This is a genomic window from Cellulomonas sp. NPDC058312 (assembly GCF_042880135.1).
Classification (GTDB): domain Bacteria; phylum Actinomycetota; class Actinomycetes; order Actinomycetales; family Cellulomonadaceae; genus Cellulomonas.
In genome coordinates this window covers 167,311-181,792 of record NZ_JBHVZE010000003.1, presented here as the reverse complement: position 1 = coordinate 181,792, position 14,482 = coordinate 167,311, and the positions used below count along the sequence as shown (strand labels likewise).

Below are 14,482 nucleotides of genomic sequence, written 5' to 3'. Positions count from 1 at the left end.
GGCCGGCGTCGCGCTCGCCCTCGGACCAGGAGACCCCTGTGCCCCTGCCCTCGCTGCGCACATCCCTGCGCGCCCAGCTCGTCGCCACCGGCGCCGGCGCCGTCGCCGTGACCGCCGCCCTGCTCACCGTCGTCGGCGGCTGGCAGGTGTCCGACCTGGCGCGCAGCGCCGGCGACGACGTCGACCGCCTCACCACCGACTCGATGGTGCAGACCACCAGCCAGGCCGTCACCCTCGTCACCACCCAGGTCGCCACGGTCACCGACCGGATGGCCTCGGACCTGCGCGTCGCCCAGCAGACGTTCGCCCAGGCGGGAGCGGTCTCGTTCGGCGCGCCCGAGCCGTGGACCGTCACCGACCAGACCAGCGGCGCGACCGAGGACGTCACGCTGCCGCAGCTGCTCGTCGGCGGCACCTGGCTCGGCCGCACCACCGACCCGGCCGCCCCGGTGCCCGTCGTCGACGACATCAGCACGCTGCTCGGCGCCTCGGTCACGGTCTTCCAGCGCGTGAACGACGAGGGCGACATGCTCCGCGTCGCCACCAGCGTCACCAACGCCGAGGGCAAGCGGGCCATCGGCACCGCGATCGGCGCGACCGGCGCCGGCGGCGTCCCGAACGCCGTGGTCGCGTCGCTGCTCGCCGGCGACGCCTACTACGGCACGGCGCTGGTCGTCGGCCAGCCGTTCGTCACCGCGTACGCGCCGCTCGTCGTCGGCGAGGAGGTGGTCGGCGCGCTGTTCGTCGGCGTGCCACAGACCGACGTCGACGCGCCGCTGCGCGCCGCGCTGGCCGAGGTCACCGTCGGCACCCAGGGCTACCTGACCGTCGCCGACGCGTCCGGGCAGTGGATCGTCCCGCCGCCGGGCGGCCAGGCCGGGGACGCCGCGGGCGACGTCGACGCCGACGGCGAGCCGTACGCCGCGCGCCTGGTCGAGGCCGCCGCCGAGCTCGGCGAGGGCGAGACCGTCGCCGAGCGCGTCGACCTCGGGGACGCCGGCACCGCGACCGTGCAGCTCGCGCGGTACGCCGCCTGGGGCTGGACCGTGGGCGCCTGGGGCTTCGACGCCGACCTGCGTGCCGTCTCCGGCGAGCTCGAGTCCGGTGCCCGCACGCTGGTCGTCACGCAGCTGGTGGTGGGCCTCGTGGTCGCGCTGCTCGCCGTGGCGCTCGTCGTGTGGATCTCCGGGCGGGTGGTCGGGCGCATCGGCCGGCTCACCACCGCGATCCGCCGGGTCGCCGACCGGGACCTGTCCGTCGAGGTGCGCGGCGAGGGCGCCGACGAGATCGGGGTCATGGGCACCGCGCTCGGCGAGGCCATCGACGCGATGCGCGCCGCCCTGACCCGGATGCAGCGGGGCGCGGACGCCGTGCGGAGCACCGCCGGGCGCCTCGACGGCTCGTCCGGCACGCTGGAGGAGGCCGCCGGGCGCACGGTGTCCCGCGCGCAGGGCGCCGCCGGCTCGGCGTCGGTGGTGAGCACCGAGGTGCAGACCGTCACCGCCGCGATGACCGAGATGCGCGCGTCCATCGAGTCCGTCGCGCAGGACGTCACGTCCGCGTCGGGCGAGGCCGCGCAGGCGGTCGGCATCACCGCGGAGGCCGCCTCCGCCGCCGACCGGCTGGCCGCGTCGACCTCGCAGATCGCCGCGGTCCTCGACACCGTCACCACGATCGCCAGCCAGACCCACCTGCTCGCGCTGAACGCCAGCATCGAGGCCGCCCGGGCGGGCGCGTCCGGCGCCGGGTTCGCGGTCGTCGCCGGCGAGGTCAAGGACCTGGCGCAGCAGACGTCCAACGCCATCGGGACGATCGCCCCCGTGCTGGAGGCCGTCACCCGGGACGCCGCCGACGTGCAGGCGTCGGTGGGCCGGATCTCGCAGGCGGTCACCACCGTGGACGAGCTCCAGGGCGCCGTGTCCGCGGTCGTCGAGGAGCAGAGCGCGACCACGTCGGAGATCGAGCGGAACCTGGTCGTCGCCGCCGAGAGCACCACCGACATCGCCGGTAGCGCCGCGGACGTGGCGCAGGCCGCCGGCCAGGCGTTCGACGGCGCGGCGGAGGTGCGGCAGGCGGTCGTCACGCTCGCCGACGTCGCCGCCGAGCTCGCCCGCGGCGCCGACGAGTTCACCCTGGCGCGCTGACCCGCGCTGACCCGCGCTGACCCGCGCTGACCCGCCCCGCCCCGCCCGAACGCCGAGACAGGGCCTCCGCGCCGAGACAGGACGCCAGGAGGCCCTGTCTCGGCGCGACGGCCCTGTCTCGGCGTCGGCGGCGGCGGGGTCAGCCCGCCGGGCGGGTCATGCTCAGCAGGTCCAGGGCCTCGTCGAGCTGGGCCTCGGTGACCTCGCCGCGCTCGACGTAACCGAGCGCCACCACCGCCTCGCGGACCGTGATGCCCTCCTTGACGGCGTGCTTGGCGATCGTCGCCGCCGCCTCGTAGCCGATCACGCGGTTCAGCGGCGTCACGATCGACGGCGAGGACCCGGCGTACGCGGCGCCCCGCTCGACGACGACCTCGATGCCGTCCACCGTGCGGTCGGCGAGCACCCGGCACGCGGCGGCCAGCAGCCGCGTCGACTCCAGGACCGCCTGGCCCATCACCGGGATCTGCACGTTCAGCTCGAACGAGCCGCTGGCCCCGGCCCACGCGACGGTCGCGTCGTTGCCGACGACCCGCGCGGCGACCATGAGCACCGCCTCCGGGATCACCGGGTTGACCTTGCCGGGCATGATCGACGACCCGGGCTGCAGGTCGGGGATCCGGATCTCGCCCAGGCCGGTGTTCGGGCCGGAGCCCATCCAGCGCAGGTCGTTGCAGATCTTGGTCAGGCTGACCGCGATCGTCTTCAGCGCACCGGACAGCTCGACCAGCCCGTCCCGGGCGCCCTGGGCCTCGAAGTGGTCGCGGGCCTCGGTCAGCGGCAGACCGGTGTCCTGCGCGAGCAGCTCGATGACCCGCTGCGGGAAGCCCGCCGGGGTGTTGATGCCGGTGCCGACGGCGGTGCCGCCGAGCGGGACCTCCGCGACCCGGGGGAGCGCGGCCTGCACCCGCTCGACGCCGCGGCGCACGGCGGCGGCGTACCCGCCGAACTCCTGGCCGAACGTCACCGGGGTGGCGTCCATCAGGTGCGTGCGGCCGGCCTTGACGTCCCCGGCGTGCCGCGTCGCGAGCCGCTCGAAGGCGGTGGCGAGGTGGTCGAGGGCCGGGAGCAGGTCGTTGACCGCCCCGTCGGTCGCGGCGACGTGCACCGACGTCGGGAACACGTCGTTGGAGGACTGCGAGGCGTTCACGTGGTCGTTCGGGTGCACGTCGCTGCCCAGCGCGCGGGTGGCGAGCGTGGCCAGCACCTCGTTCATGTTCATGTTCGAGGACGTGCCGGACCCGGTCTGGTAGACGTCCACGGGGAAGTGCGCGTCGTGCCGGCCCTCGGCGACCTCGTCGGCCGCGTCGGCGATGGCACCCGCGACGGCGGGGTCGAGGATGCCGAGCTCGGCGTTCGCGCGGGCCGCGGCCTTCTTGACCCGGGCGAGCGCGGCGAGGTGCCCGCGCTCCAGGGTGGTCCCGCTGATCGGGAAGTTCTCCACCGCGCGCTGGGTCTGCGCGCGGTACAGGGCGGCGGCGGGGACCCGCACCTCGCCCATCGTGTCGTGCTCGGTGCGGTACTGGACGGCGTCGTCGGCGTGCAGGCTCATGCGCGGCATCCTGCCATCGACGCGGCCGTCAGGCAGGCAGGGGCTGCTCGTCGACGTCGCCGACGGCCGAGGTCAGCCGCGCCTGACCGTCCGCGAGCGTGTACTCGACGCCCACGACGGCGCACCGGCCCTCGTCGATCGCCTCGGCGAGCGTCACCGAGTAGGACCGCAGCATGTCGACGGTGTGCCGGACGTGCTCGTGGCCGAGCTCGACCGGGTCGACGGTCGACAGGTCCCGGGGGCGGCCCTGCGCGTCGGGGCCGTGCGCGAGCGACACGATGCTGGGGATCACGCGGTCGACGACGGCGCGGACGAACCCGCGGGGCAGCTCGCCCGTGGTCAGCGCGGCCGTCGCGGCGGCCACCGCACCGCAGGAGTCGTGGCCGAGCACGACCACGAGCGAGGCGCCCAGGACCTCCACGCCGTACTCGATCGACCCGATGACGGTGGTGTCGAGCACGTGCCCGGCGGTGCGGACCACGAACACGTCGCCGAGGCCCTGGTCGAAGATGATCTCCGCCGCGACCCGGGAGTCCGAGCAGCCGAACACCACCGCGAACGGGTGCTGCGCCGACTGGACCTCGGCGCGTCGCTCGAAGCCCTGCGAGGGGTGCGCCATCTCGCCGCGCACGAAGCGGTCGTTCCCCTCGCGCAGCGCGGACCAGGCCTCGGCGGGGGTGCTGGGGGTAGCCATGCGCCCCATGGTGCACCGTCCGGCGCGGGTCCGGCACGCGCCGTCCGGATCGCGCCCCCGGTGGCGGGCCCCGCGAACCCGGGGTACCCCTTGTGGTCAGGGACGACGTGTTTCACGAGGGCGGGAGAGCAGTGACGGTGCGTAGACGGTCGAGGGCGATCGCCGGGACGGCGGTGCTGGCGCTGGGAGCGGGGCTGGCGGCGTGCGCGCCCGCCGACGACACCCCGGTGCTGACCTGGTACACGAACCCGGACGCCGGGGGTCAGGCCACGCTGGCGGAGCAGTGCACGGAGGCCGCCGACGGCGCTTACCGGATCGAGGTCTCGGTGCTGCCCCGCGAGGCGAGCTCCCAGCGCGAGCAGCTGGCGCGGCGGCTCGCCGCGGCCGACTCCTCGATCGACCTCATGAGCCTGGACCCGCCGTTCATCCCCGAGCTCGCGAACGCGGGGTTCCTCGCGCCGGTCCCGGACGACGTCGCCGAGGTCGTGAGCCAGGACGTCGCGGAGGGTGCCCTGCAGGGTGCGTCGTGGGGGGACGAGCTGGTGACGGTCCCGTTCTGGGCCAACACCCAGCTGCTCTGGTACAAGAAGTCGGTCGCCGAGACCGCGGGCCTGGACCCGGCGGCGACGCCGGTGACCTGGGACCAGGTGATGGACGCCGCGCGCGACCAGGACCTGCGGCTGGGCGTGCAGGGCATCAAGGCCGAGGCGTACACGGTGTGGCTCAACGCGCTGATCGAGTCGGCGGGCGGCCAGATCGTCGAGACCCCGGAGGCGTCGGCGGAGGACGTCGAGCTCGGTCTCGACAGCGACGCGGGCCGGGAGGCGGCGCGGATCATCGCCGAGATCGGCACCGACGGGCTCGCGGGTCCGGGTCTGCCGACGCAGGACGAGAACGCTGCCCTGGCCCAGTTCCAGGGGGACACGGGGTCGTTCATGGTCAACTGGCCGTTCGTCTGGCCGGCGATGCAGGGCGCGGTCGAGGACGGCACGCTCGACCAGTCGTTCCTCGACGACGTCGGCTGGGCCGTCTACCCGCAGGTCGTGGAGGGCGAGGAGGCCGCGCCGCCGTACGGCGGGATCAACCTCGGCGTCGGGGCGTTCAGCGAGCACGTCGACGAGGCCTACGAGGCCGCGCAGTGCATCGTGGCGCCCGAGAACCAGGCCGCGTACTTCGTGTCGGACGGCAACCCGCCGGCCAGCACCGTCGCCTACGACGACCCGGAGGTGCAGGAGACGTTCCCGATGGCGGACGTCATCCGGCAGTCCCTCCAGCAGGCCGCGCCGCGGCCGCAGACCCCGTACTACAACGAGGTCTCCCAGGGCCTGCAGGAGACCTGGCACCCGCCGGTCTCCGTGGACCCGGACACGACCCCGCAGGAGTCGACCGACTTCATCACCGCCGTCCTGCGAGGGGAGCGTCTGCTGTGAGCACTGAGGTCGAGGCAGCGCACCGCGCCACCGCACGGTCGGCGTCGAAGCCGCGCAAGAGCGACCGGGCCCGCGCCGAGGCGCGGCTGGGCTGGCTGCTCGCCGGTCCCGCGTTCGTGGTGATGCTCGCCGTCACCGCCTACCCGATCCTCCAGGCCGTCTACGAGTCCCTGTTCCGGAACCGGCTCACCGCGCCGGACGACCGGGCGTTCGTCGGGCTCGGCAACTACGGCGTCATCCTCGGCGACCAGGTGTTCTGGCAGTCGCTGGGCGTCACCACGCTCATCATGGTGATCACCGTGGCCGTCGAGGTCGTCCTCGGCTTCGCGCTCGCCCTGGTCATGCACCGGGCGGTGCTGCGGCTGCGCGGCCTGCTGCGCACGGCGATCCTCGTGCCGTACGGGATCATCACCGTCGTCTCGGCGTTCGCGTGGTTCTACGCGTTCGACATCAGCTCCGGGTACGTCAACCAGTGGTTCGACTGGGTGCCGGGCGTCAGCGAGGACCTCAACTGGTTCGCCGGCACCGGCACCAGCCTGTTCGTCATCATCGCGTCCGAGGTCTGGAAGACCACGCCGTTCATCTCCCTGCTGCTGCTGGCCGGCCTCGCGCAGGTCCCGAGCGACCTCGAGGAGGCGGCGCAGGTCGACGGCGCCACCTGGTGGCAGCGGATGAAGCGCGTCGTGCTGCCGAACATGAAGGCCGCGATCATGGTCGCCGTCCTGTTCCGGGCGCTCGACGCGTTCCGCGTGTTCGACAACGTCTTCATCATGACGAACGGCGCGAACGGCACCACCGTGCTCTCGCTGCTCGCCTACCGGACGTCGATCGGGCGCCTGGAGATCGGGCTCGGGTCCGCCATCTCCGTGCTGCTGTTCGTCTGCGTGCTCGTCATCTGCTTCATCGCGATCAAGATCTTCAAGGTGGACCTCGCCGGTGCACGGGGGGAGAAGTAAATGGGTGCCCTGTCCGGCAAGCAGAAGGTGGCGTGGGCCGCCATCACCGTCGCCGTCCTCGTGTACGCGCTGTTCCCGGTGCTGTCGATCATCGCGACGTCGTTCAAGCTGCCCAGCGACCTCAACACCGGGAAGTTCCTCCCGACCACCTGGACGTGGAGCAACTACGAGCAGATCCTCGGCCCGGGCGGCTCCGCGCAGGACCTGTTCCTGTCGTCGCTGCGCAACTCCATCGGCATCTCGCTGATCGCCACCGCGATCTCGTCGGTCCTGGCGACGCTCGCCGCCTACGCGATCGCCCGCCTGGAGTTCCCGGGCCGCAAGCTCATCCTCACCACGGCGCTCGGGGTGTCGATCTTCCCGGTGATCTCCATCGTCACGCCGCTGTTCAACCTGTGGCGCTCGATCGGCCTCTACGACACCTGGCCCGGCCTGATCATCCCGTACCTGTCGCTCACGCTGCCGATCTCGATCTGGACGCTCACCGCGTTCTTCCGGCAGATCCCGTGGGAGCTGGAGCAGGCCGCGCAGGTGGACGGCGCGACCACCTGGCAGGCGTTCCGGAAGGCGATCGTGCCGCTCGCGGCGCCCGGCGTGTTCACCACCGCGCTGATCGCGTTCTTCATCGCCTGGAACGACTTCGTGTACGGCATCTCGCTCACCTCGACCGAGGCCGCGCGGCCGGTGCCCGCGGCGCTGGCGTTCTTCTCCGGCGCGTCCCAGTTCGAGGACCCCACCGGCGCGATCTCCGCCGCCGCCGTCGTCGTCACCATCCCCGTCGTCGTCCTGGTGCTGCTGTTCCAGCGCCAGATCGTGTCCGGGCTGACCCAGGGCGCGGTCAAGGGCTGACGCCCGCGACGCCCGGACCCCTCAGGAGGCAATCTCATGGCATCCATCACCCTGACGGACATCGTCAAGAAGTACGGCGACGGCTTCCCGGCCGTGAACGGCGTCAGCCTCGACATCAAGGACGGCGAGTTCGTCATCCTCGTCGGCCCGTCCGGCTGCGGGAAGTCCACGCTGCTGCGGATGATCGTCGGCCTGGAGGACATCACCTCCGGCGAGCTGAAGATCGGCGACGAGGTGGTCAACGACCGCGCCCCGCGCGACCGGCACCTCGCGATGGTGTTCCAGAACTACGCGCTCTACCCGCACCTGACCGTGTTCGAGAACATCGCGTTCCCGCTGCGGCTGCAGAAGGGCAAGTACACCGAGGAGCAGATCAAGGACAACGTCGAGTTCGCCGCCGACACCCTCGAGCTGCGCGAGCACCTCGACCGCAAGCCGGCGAACCTGTCCGGCGGGCAGCGGCAGCGCGTCGCGATGGGCCGGGCGATCGTCCGCGACGCGCAGGCGTTCCTGTTCGACGAGCCGCTGTCGAACCTCGACGCCAAGCTCCGCGGCCAGATGCGCACCGAGATCGCCCGGATGCAGCGGCGGCTCGGCACCACGACCGTCTACGTCACGCACGACCAGACCGAGGCGATGACCCTCGGCGACCGGGTCGCGGTGCTCCGCAAGGGCGAGCTGCAGCAGGTCGCCAGCCCTCGCGCCCTCTACGAGCAGCCGGTCAACCTGTTCGTCGCCGGGTTCATCGGCTCCCCGCCGATGAACTTCATGCCCGGCGAGGTCCGGGGCGACGTGCTGCGGCTGCCGTTCGCCGAGGTGCCGCTGACCGACGAGCTGCGGTCCCGGATCGGTGACCGGGAGCTCGTCATCGTGGGGCTGCGGCCGGAGCACGTCGAGGACGCCCGGACGCTCGACGACGCCAAGCGGGACGGCGGTCTGACGTTCGACGCCGAGGTGGACGTCGTCGAGTGGCTCGGCTCCGAGCTGTACGCCTACATCCCGTTCGACACCCACCCCGACGTCGCCGCGAAGCTCGAGGAGCTCGACCGGGACCTCGACGGCGAGGGGATGCGCACCCAGATGATCGTCGCGCTGGGCTCGGAGAGCCGCGTCCGCGACGGCAGCGACGCGCACCTGTGGTTCGACCCGGCGCGGCTGCTGGTGTTCGACCCCGAGTCGGGCGAGAACCTCACGCACGACGAGGAGGCGGCCCGCCGGATCGACGGCGAGACGGAGGAGGACCGGCGCGCGGCCCTGGCCCGCGCCCAGCGCGCCCCCGCCCGCCAGGGCGAGCGCGAGTCCCGCCAGGCCTCCTGACCCGCCTGCGCCCGCGCGCGCCCGGCTCGGGTCGCCCGTCGAGGTCGAGGGTTTCACGCGAGGTCGAGGGTTTCAGCGTCCGATCCGGAGCGAAACCCTCGACCTCGCTTGGCAACTCAGCGCTCGAGGTCCGCGGCGGTCGGAGGGTTGGCGCCCGGGCGGGAGACCGTGATGGCCGCGATGCGGACGCAGCGGGTGAGGATCTGCTCGATCGTGCCGCGGTCCGCGGCGGCGATCCGGGTCCGGGCGTCGGCACCCAGGAGCGCCGCGGACCACAGGCCGTCGATCAGGCCGGCCATGAACGAGTCGCCGGCGCCCACGGTGTCCGCGACCTCGACCCGCGGGGCCGTGACCGTGAGCTCGTCGCCCGCGGCGGTCACCGCGACGGCACCCTCGCCGCCGAGCGTCACCACGACCAGCGCCGGCCCGCGGGACAGCCAGTCGCGGGCGATCTCGACGGGGGCGACGCCCGGGTGCAGCCACGCGAGGTCCTCGTCGGACACCTTGACGACGTCCACCAGGCCCACCAGGTGCTCGACGACCGGCAGGGTGTCCACCGGGCTGCCCATCAGCGCGGGGCGCAGGTTCGGGTCGTAGGTCAGCGCCGACGTCGCGCGGCGGTCGGCCAGCAGCCGCGCGACCGCCTCGCCGCCGGGGGCGATCACCGTCGCGATCGACCCGGTGTGCACGACCGCAGGGGCGTCCTCGTCCTCGTCCCAGCGCGCGGGCAGGTCCCACGCGAGGTCGAACTCGTAGGTCGCGGCGCCGTCGGCGTCCAGGTGGGCGCGGGCCACGGAGGTGCGGTCCGGTGCGCGGTCGCCGTCGAGGACGTGCACGCCGGAGTCCGCGAGGTGCGCGCGCACGAGGTCGCCGTGGGCGTCGGGGCCGAGCCAGGTCAGCAGGTCCACCCGGCGGCCGAGCCGGCCGAGGCCGATCGCGACGTTCGCCGGGCTGCCGCCGGGGTGCTCCGCGGGATCGGCGCCGGGCCGCAGCACCACGTCCACCAGGGCCTCCCCGACGACGAGGGCGCGTGCGGCGGTCTTCTCGGTCATGGGGCTCCTTCAGGTCCGGCGACGGTGCCGGGTCGGGATCGGCTGCGGCACACCGCCGCACGTGCCCGGCGGTGTGCCGGGCACGGGTGTCAGGACGGGTCGGTGCCACCGGGGGCGTCGGACCCGCGGGCGGCGTCGAGCTTCGCGCGCGCGCCGTCCAGCCACTCCTGGCAGCGGGTCGCGAGGGCCTCGCCGCGCTCCCACAGCGCCAGCGACTCCTCGAGGGTCGCGCCGCCGGCCTCCAACCGGGACACGACGGCGACGAGCTCGTCGCGCGCCTGCTCGTAGGACAGCTCGGCGACGGCGACGGAGGGGGAGTCGGGTGCGGGGGTGGTGGCGCTCACGGACCCATCTAACCAACGACCACCCACCCGGTGCGCCCCCGCTCGCGCGGGTCGTCGGGCAGGTGGGCGGGTCAGCCGGCGGGCGGCGTCGGTGTGGTGCGCTTCGGCGGGGCGACCGCGAGCACGGTGGCCATCAGCTCCCCGCGGGCGACCCGGACGCGCACCGTGTCCTTGGCGGCGACCGCCGTGGCCTCCCGGACGACCGACCCGTCGGCGGTCTGCACGACCGCGTACCCGCGCTCGAGCGTCGCGGCGGGGGACAGGGCCCGGACCTGCGCGGCGAGGGCGCGCGTCGACGACACCGCCCCGGTCAGCGCGTGGTCGAGGCTCCGGCGGGCGTGGTCCCGCAGTCGGACGACGTCCGCCTCGCGGGTCTCGACCATCGTGTGCGGCCGGGCCAGCACCGGGCGGCTGCGCACCTGCTCCAGGCTGGCGGCCTCCCGGGTGACGCGGTGCTCGACGGCGGCGCGGATCCGGGCGCGCGCCTGGGTGACGCGGGCGCGCTCCTCACCGACGTCCGGGACGATCCGCTTGGCGGCGTCGGTGGGGGTCGACGCCCGGTAGTCGGCCACGAGGTCGAGCAGCGGGGTGTCGGTCTCGTGCCCGATCGCGGACACCAGCGGCGTGCGGCACGCGGCGGCGGCGCGGACCAGGGCCTCGTTGCTGAACGGCAGGAGGTCCTCCACGGAGCCGCCGCCGCGGGCCACGACGATCACCTCGACGCGCGGGTCGTCGTCGAGCTCCGCGACGGCCCGGGTCACCTGCGGCACGGCGCCGGCGCCCTGCACGGCGACCTCGCGGATCACGAACTCCACCTGCGGCCACCGGGCGCGGGCGTTGACCACCACGTCGTGCTCCGCCTTGGACTCGCGGCCGCACACCAGCCCGACGACCTGGGGCAGGAACGGCAGCGGCACCCGGCGCTCGGCGTCGAACAGCCCCTCCGCGGCCAGCACCCGCTTGAGGTGCTCGATCCGGGCGAGCAGCTCGCCCACCCCGACGGCGCGCACCTCGTCGGCGTTGAGCTGCAGGGTGCCGCGCTTGGTCCAGAACGTCGGTCGCGCGTGCACGACGACGTGCGCGCCCTCGGCCAGCGGCGTCTGCGCGGCCGCGAGCACGTGGGCGGGCAGCGAGACGGGGAGCGACATGTCGGTGTCGGTGTCCCGCAGCGTGAGGAACGCGATGCCCGCGCCGGGGCGGCGGTTCAGCTGGACGACCTGCCCCTCCACCCACAGCGGCGACATCTTGGCGACGTAGTCGGCGATCTTCGCGGACAGCAGCCGCACCGGCCAGGGGCGTTCGGCGGTGGTGTCGGCGGCGCGGGCGGGCAGCTCCGCGGGCGGGGTGGTGGGGGTGGACTGCGGCACCCGCACACCCTCCCACGCACCGGCGACAACGTGGAGTCGACGGGGGCGACGCGCGTCGGCCTGCCCCGCGGGGTGGATCCACCCGGTGGCTCGTGTCCCACCTGCTGCGCGGGGTGGATCCACGCGTGCGACACGCGTCGGCGAGCCCCGCGGGGTGGATCCACCCGGTGGCTCGTGTCCCACCTGCCGCGCGGGGTGGACCCACGCGTGCGACACGCGTCGGCGAGCCCCGCGGGATGGATCCACCCGGCGGGGCGGTGGGGCGGGGCCGCGTCTAGACTCGCGGGGTGACCGCCCCCTCGGACGTCGGCCCCGCGCGCCCCGGCGGGCGCGTGCTGCTGGCCGCCCCGCGCGGGTACTGCGCGGGCGTGGACCGGGCGGTCGTCGCCGTCGAGCAGGCGCTCGAGCACTACGGCGCCCCGGTGTACGTCCGCAAGGAGATCGTGCACAACCGGCACGTCGTGGACACGCTGGCGGCCCGCGGCGCGGTGTTCGTCGAGGAGACCGACGAGGTGCCCGAGGGCGCCCGGGTGGTGTTCTCGGCGCACGGGGTGTCCCCGGCGGTGCGCGCGGCGGCGGAGCGGCGGCAGCTGCGGACGATCGACGCGACCTGCCCGCTGGTGACGAAGGTGCACAAGGAGGCCGTGCGGTTCGCGGCCGACGACCGCGACATCCTGCTGATCGGGCACCCCGGGCACGAGGAGGTCGAGGGCACGCAGGGCGAGGCGCCGGACCACGTGCAGGTCGTCGCGTCCCCGGAGGCGGTCGCGGACGTCGTCGTCCGCGACGAGAGCCGGGTCGTGTGGATCTCGCAGACGACGCTGTCGGTGGACGAGACGATGGAGACCGTGCGCCGCCTGCGCGAGCGGTTCCCCCTGCTGCAGGACCCCCCGAGCGACGACATCTGCTACGCCACCCAGAACCGGCAGGTGGCGGTGAAGAAGCTCGCCCCGGAGTGCGACGTGGTCATCACGGTCGGCTCGGCGAACTCGTCGAACTCCGTGCGGCTGGTCGAGGTGGCCCTGGAGGCCGGTGCCCGCGCGTCGTACCGGGTGGACACCGCCGCGGAGGTCGACCCGGCGTGGCTGGTCGGGGCGCGCACCGTCGGGCTGACGTCCGGCGCGTCGGTGCCGGAGATCCTGGTGCGGGACGTCCTGGACGTGCTGGCGGCGCACGGGTTCGGCGAGGTCGAGGAGGTGCGGACCGCGACGGAGGACCTGATGTTCTCGCTGCCGCGCGAGCTGCGCGCCGACCTCAAGGCCGCCGGCGGGGCCGACCCGCGGCCGAGCCGCGAGCAGCGCCGGGACCTGGCGATCCGCCCGGTCTGAGCCGGCGGGGCGCTTGGACCCGGGCGACCGGCGTCGGGCGCGTCAGCCGTCCGTCCGCGGTTCGCCGAGCACCGCGTCGTCCAGCGCCCCCAGCGCGTCCGCCCGCCGTCGCCCGGTCCCCGGCGCACCGGTCCCGTCGGGGTCCAGCCCGACGACCCGCTCCGACTCCCACGCCACCAGCTCGGGCGCGGTGACCACGGACAGCCGCCGCTCGACCGCGGGCGGCGTCGTGAGGTCCCCGTCGACCACCCGCAGGTCGGCGAACTTCCGGGCGCTCACCAGCACCCGCGACTCGAGCGAGGCCACGGACTGGTTGTAGGCCGTGGCGGCCTGGTCGATGGCCCGGCCGACCTTGGAGAGGTGCCCGCCGAGCGTCGCGATCCGGCCGTGCAGCTCCTTGCCGAGGTCGAGCACCGCCTGGGCGTTGCTGGCCAGCGCGTCCTGCCGCCAGGCGTAGGACACCGTGCGCAGCATCGCGAGCAGCGTCATCGGCGTGGCGATGACGACGTTCTGGTCGAAGGCGCGCTCCACGATGCCCGGGTCCACGTCGAGCGCGGCGTGCAGGAACGCCTCCGCCGGCACGAACAGCACGACGAACTCGGGCGCCGGGCTGAACTGCTCCCAGTACCGCTTGGCGGCGAGCTGGTCGACGTGGGTGCGCAGGTGCCGGGCGTGCGCGGCGAGGCGGCGCTCGCGCTCGGCCGGGTCGGTGGCCTCCGCGGCCTCGAGGAACCCGAGGAACGCGACCTTGGCGTCCACGACCACGCGCTTGCCCCCGGCGAGGCGGATCACCATGTCGGGGCGCTGCACGCCGTCGTCGGTGCGCACCTGCGCCTGCTCGGTGAAGTCGACGTGCGGGATCATCCCCGCGGCCTCGACGACGCGGCGCAGCTGGACCTCGCCCCACCGGCCGCGCACCTGCGACGACCGCAGCGACGTCACCAGCTGGGAGGTCTGCTCGCGGAGCCGACCGGCCTCCTCGCGCATCTGCCGGACCTGCTCCCCGAGCGCGGCGTCGCCCTGCAGCCGGCCCTGCTCGGCGGTGCGGAGCTCGGTGCGCACCGCGTCGAGCGTCCGGGCGAGCGGGTCGACCAGCGCCCGCACGGCCTGCTCGCGCTGCGCGAGGTCGCCGGACTGCTCCTGGTGCCGGGCCGCGAGGCTCTGGTGCGCGAGCGCGAGGAACTGCTCGCTGCTCTGGGCCAGCGCGTCGGCGGCGAGCGCGCGGAACCGGTCGGCCTGCCGGTCCTCGTCCGGCGCCCCGCCGAGCTCCGCGGCGGTCCGCCACCGCGCGGCGTCGACCTCGGCGGCGCGCAGCCGCCCGGCCCCGCGCGCGGACGCCCCGAGCCAGCCGAGCACGACGCCCACGAGCAGCGCACCGGCGAGAGCCACGACCTGTCCGAGTTCCATGACCCGCAGATTGCCAGGCGCCACCGACACGCCCGCGCCTAT

The 14,482-nt window shown here is 74.4% G+C and carries 12 protein-coding genes; 6 read left to right on the top strand and 6 right to left on the bottom strand.

The window, feature by feature from the left end; genetic code table 11:
* Positions 1–38 precede the first annotated feature (38 nt).
* Positions 39–2,144: a methyl-accepting chemotaxis protein gene (locus tag ACFVXN_RS09765; RefSeq protein ID WP_389231038.1), complete on the top strand. Its 2,106-nt coding sequence runs from the start codon at positions 39–41 to the stop codon at positions 2,142–2,144.
* 139 nt (positions 2,145–2,283) lie between these two features.
* Here ACFVXN_RS09765 and ACFVXN_RS09760 read toward each other — a convergent pair whose 3' ends face one another.
* Both ACFVXN_RS09760 and ACFVXN_RS09755 read right to left on the bottom strand, forming a co-directional pair.
* Complete coding sequence (locus tag ACFVXN_RS09760) at positions 2,284–3,696, bottom strand: class II fumarate hydratase (RefSeq protein WP_389231035.1); 1,413 nt, start codon at positions 3,694–3,696, stop codon at positions 2,284–2,286.
* A 28-nt stretch (positions 3,697–3,724) separates the two neighbouring features.
* The gene (locus tag ACFVXN_RS09755; protein ID WP_389231032.1) at positions 3,725–4,390 is read right to left on the bottom strand and encodes a carbonic anhydrase; all 666 of its coding nucleotides are present in this window, start codon (positions 4,388–4,390) and stop codon (positions 3,725–3,727) included.
* Positions 4,391–4,527: 137 nt separating this feature from the next.
* Here ACFVXN_RS09755 and ACFVXN_RS09750 point away from each other — a divergent pair, with 137 nt between their 5' ends.
* Genes ACFVXN_RS09750 through ACFVXN_RS09735 form a run of 4 tightly spaced genes read left to right on the top strand, consistent with a single transcriptional unit; the run spans position 4,528 to position 8,942 of the window.
* Positions 4,528–5,820 (top strand): extracellular solute-binding protein, encoded by a 1,293-nt coding sequence (locus tag ACFVXN_RS09750; RefSeq protein ID WP_389231029.1) that lies wholly within the window; start codon positions 4,528–4,530, stop codon positions 5,818–5,820.
* Positions 5,817–6,776, top strand: a complete 960-nt coding sequence (locus tag ACFVXN_RS09745; protein ID WP_389231026.1) for a carbohydrate ABC transporter permease — start codon at positions 5,817–5,819, stop codon at positions 6,774–6,776. The genes ACFVXN_RS09750 and ACFVXN_RS09745 overlap by 4 nt, the downstream gene beginning before the upstream one ends.
* On the top strand, positions 6,777–7,625 hold the full coding sequence (locus ACFVXN_RS09740; protein WP_389231024.1) for a carbohydrate ABC transporter permease: 849 nt from the start codon (positions 6,777–6,779) through the stop codon (positions 7,623–7,625).
* Positions 7,626–7,661: 36 nt separating this feature from the next.
* Entirely contained in the window at positions 7,662–8,942 is a 1,281-nt protein-coding gene (locus ACFVXN_RS09735) for an ABC transporter ATP-binding protein (protein WP_389231021.1), read from the top strand.
* 116 nt (positions 8,943–9,058) lie between these two features.
* Here the strand turns inward: ACFVXN_RS09735 and ACFVXN_RS09730 are convergent, their stop codons facing one another.
* The 3 genes from ACFVXN_RS09730 to xseA form a co-directional block, all read right to left on the bottom strand.
* Positions 9,059–9,994: a carbohydrate kinase gene (locus tag ACFVXN_RS09730; RefSeq protein ID WP_389231018.1), complete on the bottom strand. Its 936-nt coding sequence runs from the start codon at positions 9,992–9,994 to the stop codon at positions 9,059–9,061.
* An 89-nt stretch (positions 9,995–10,083) separates the two neighbouring features.
* The gene (locus ACFVXN_RS09725) at positions 10,084–10,338 is read right to left on the bottom strand and encodes an exodeoxyribonuclease VII small subunit (RefSeq protein WP_389231015.1); all 255 of its coding nucleotides are present in this window, start codon (positions 10,336–10,338) and stop codon (positions 10,084–10,086) included.
* Between the two features lie 71 nt (positions 10,339–10,409).
* The gene (gene xseA, locus ACFVXN_RS09720; protein ID WP_389231012.1) at positions 10,410–11,705 is read right to left on the bottom strand and encodes an exodeoxyribonuclease VII large subunit; all 1,296 of its coding nucleotides are present in this window, start codon (positions 11,703–11,705) and stop codon (positions 10,410–10,412) included.
* Between the two features lie 287 nt (positions 11,706–11,992).
* On the opposite strand from xseA, the gene ACFVXN_RS09715 reads away from it, so the two are divergent.
* The gene (locus tag ACFVXN_RS09715; protein WP_389231009.1) at positions 11,993–13,033 is read left to right on the top strand and encodes a 4-hydroxy-3-methylbut-2-enyl diphosphate reductase; all 1,041 of its coding nucleotides are present in this window, start codon (positions 11,993–11,995) and stop codon (positions 13,031–13,033) included.
* Positions 13,034–13,075: 42 nt separating this feature from the next.
* Here ACFVXN_RS09715 and ACFVXN_RS09710 read toward each other — a convergent pair whose 3' ends face one another.
* Positions 13,076–14,440: a DNA recombination protein RmuC gene (locus tag ACFVXN_RS09710; RefSeq protein WP_389231006.1), complete on the bottom strand. Its 1,365-nt coding sequence runs from the start codon at positions 14,438–14,440 to the stop codon at positions 13,076–13,078.
* Positions 14,441–14,482: the final 42 nt, after the last annotated feature.

Bases quoted from the DNA above. Each gene is read 5' to 3' on its own strand.
- ACFVXN_RS09760 (WP_389231035.1), bottom strand. From the start codon at position 3,696: ATGAGCCTGCACGCCGACGACGCCGTCCAGTACCGCACCGAGCACGAC.
- ACFVXN_RS09755 (WP_389231032.1), bottom strand. From the start codon at position 4,390: ATGGCTACCCCCAGCACCCCCGCCGAGGCCTGGTCCGCGCTGCGCGAG.
- ACFVXN_RS09740 (WP_389231024.1), top strand. From the start codon at position 6,777: ATGGGTGCCCTGTCCGGCAAGCAGAAGGTGGCGTGGGCCGCCATCACC.
- ACFVXN_RS09735 (WP_389231021.1), top strand. From the start codon at position 7,662: ATGGCATCCATCACCCTGACGGACATCGTCAAGAAGTACGGCGACGGC.
- ACFVXN_RS09730 (WP_389231018.1), bottom strand. From the start codon at position 9,994: ATGACCGAGAAGACCGCCGCACGCGCCCTCGTCGTCGGGGAGGCCCTG.
- ACFVXN_RS09710 (WP_389231006.1), bottom strand. From the start codon at position 14,440: ATGGAACTCGGACAGGTCGTGGCTCTCGCCGGTGCGCTGCTCGTGGGC.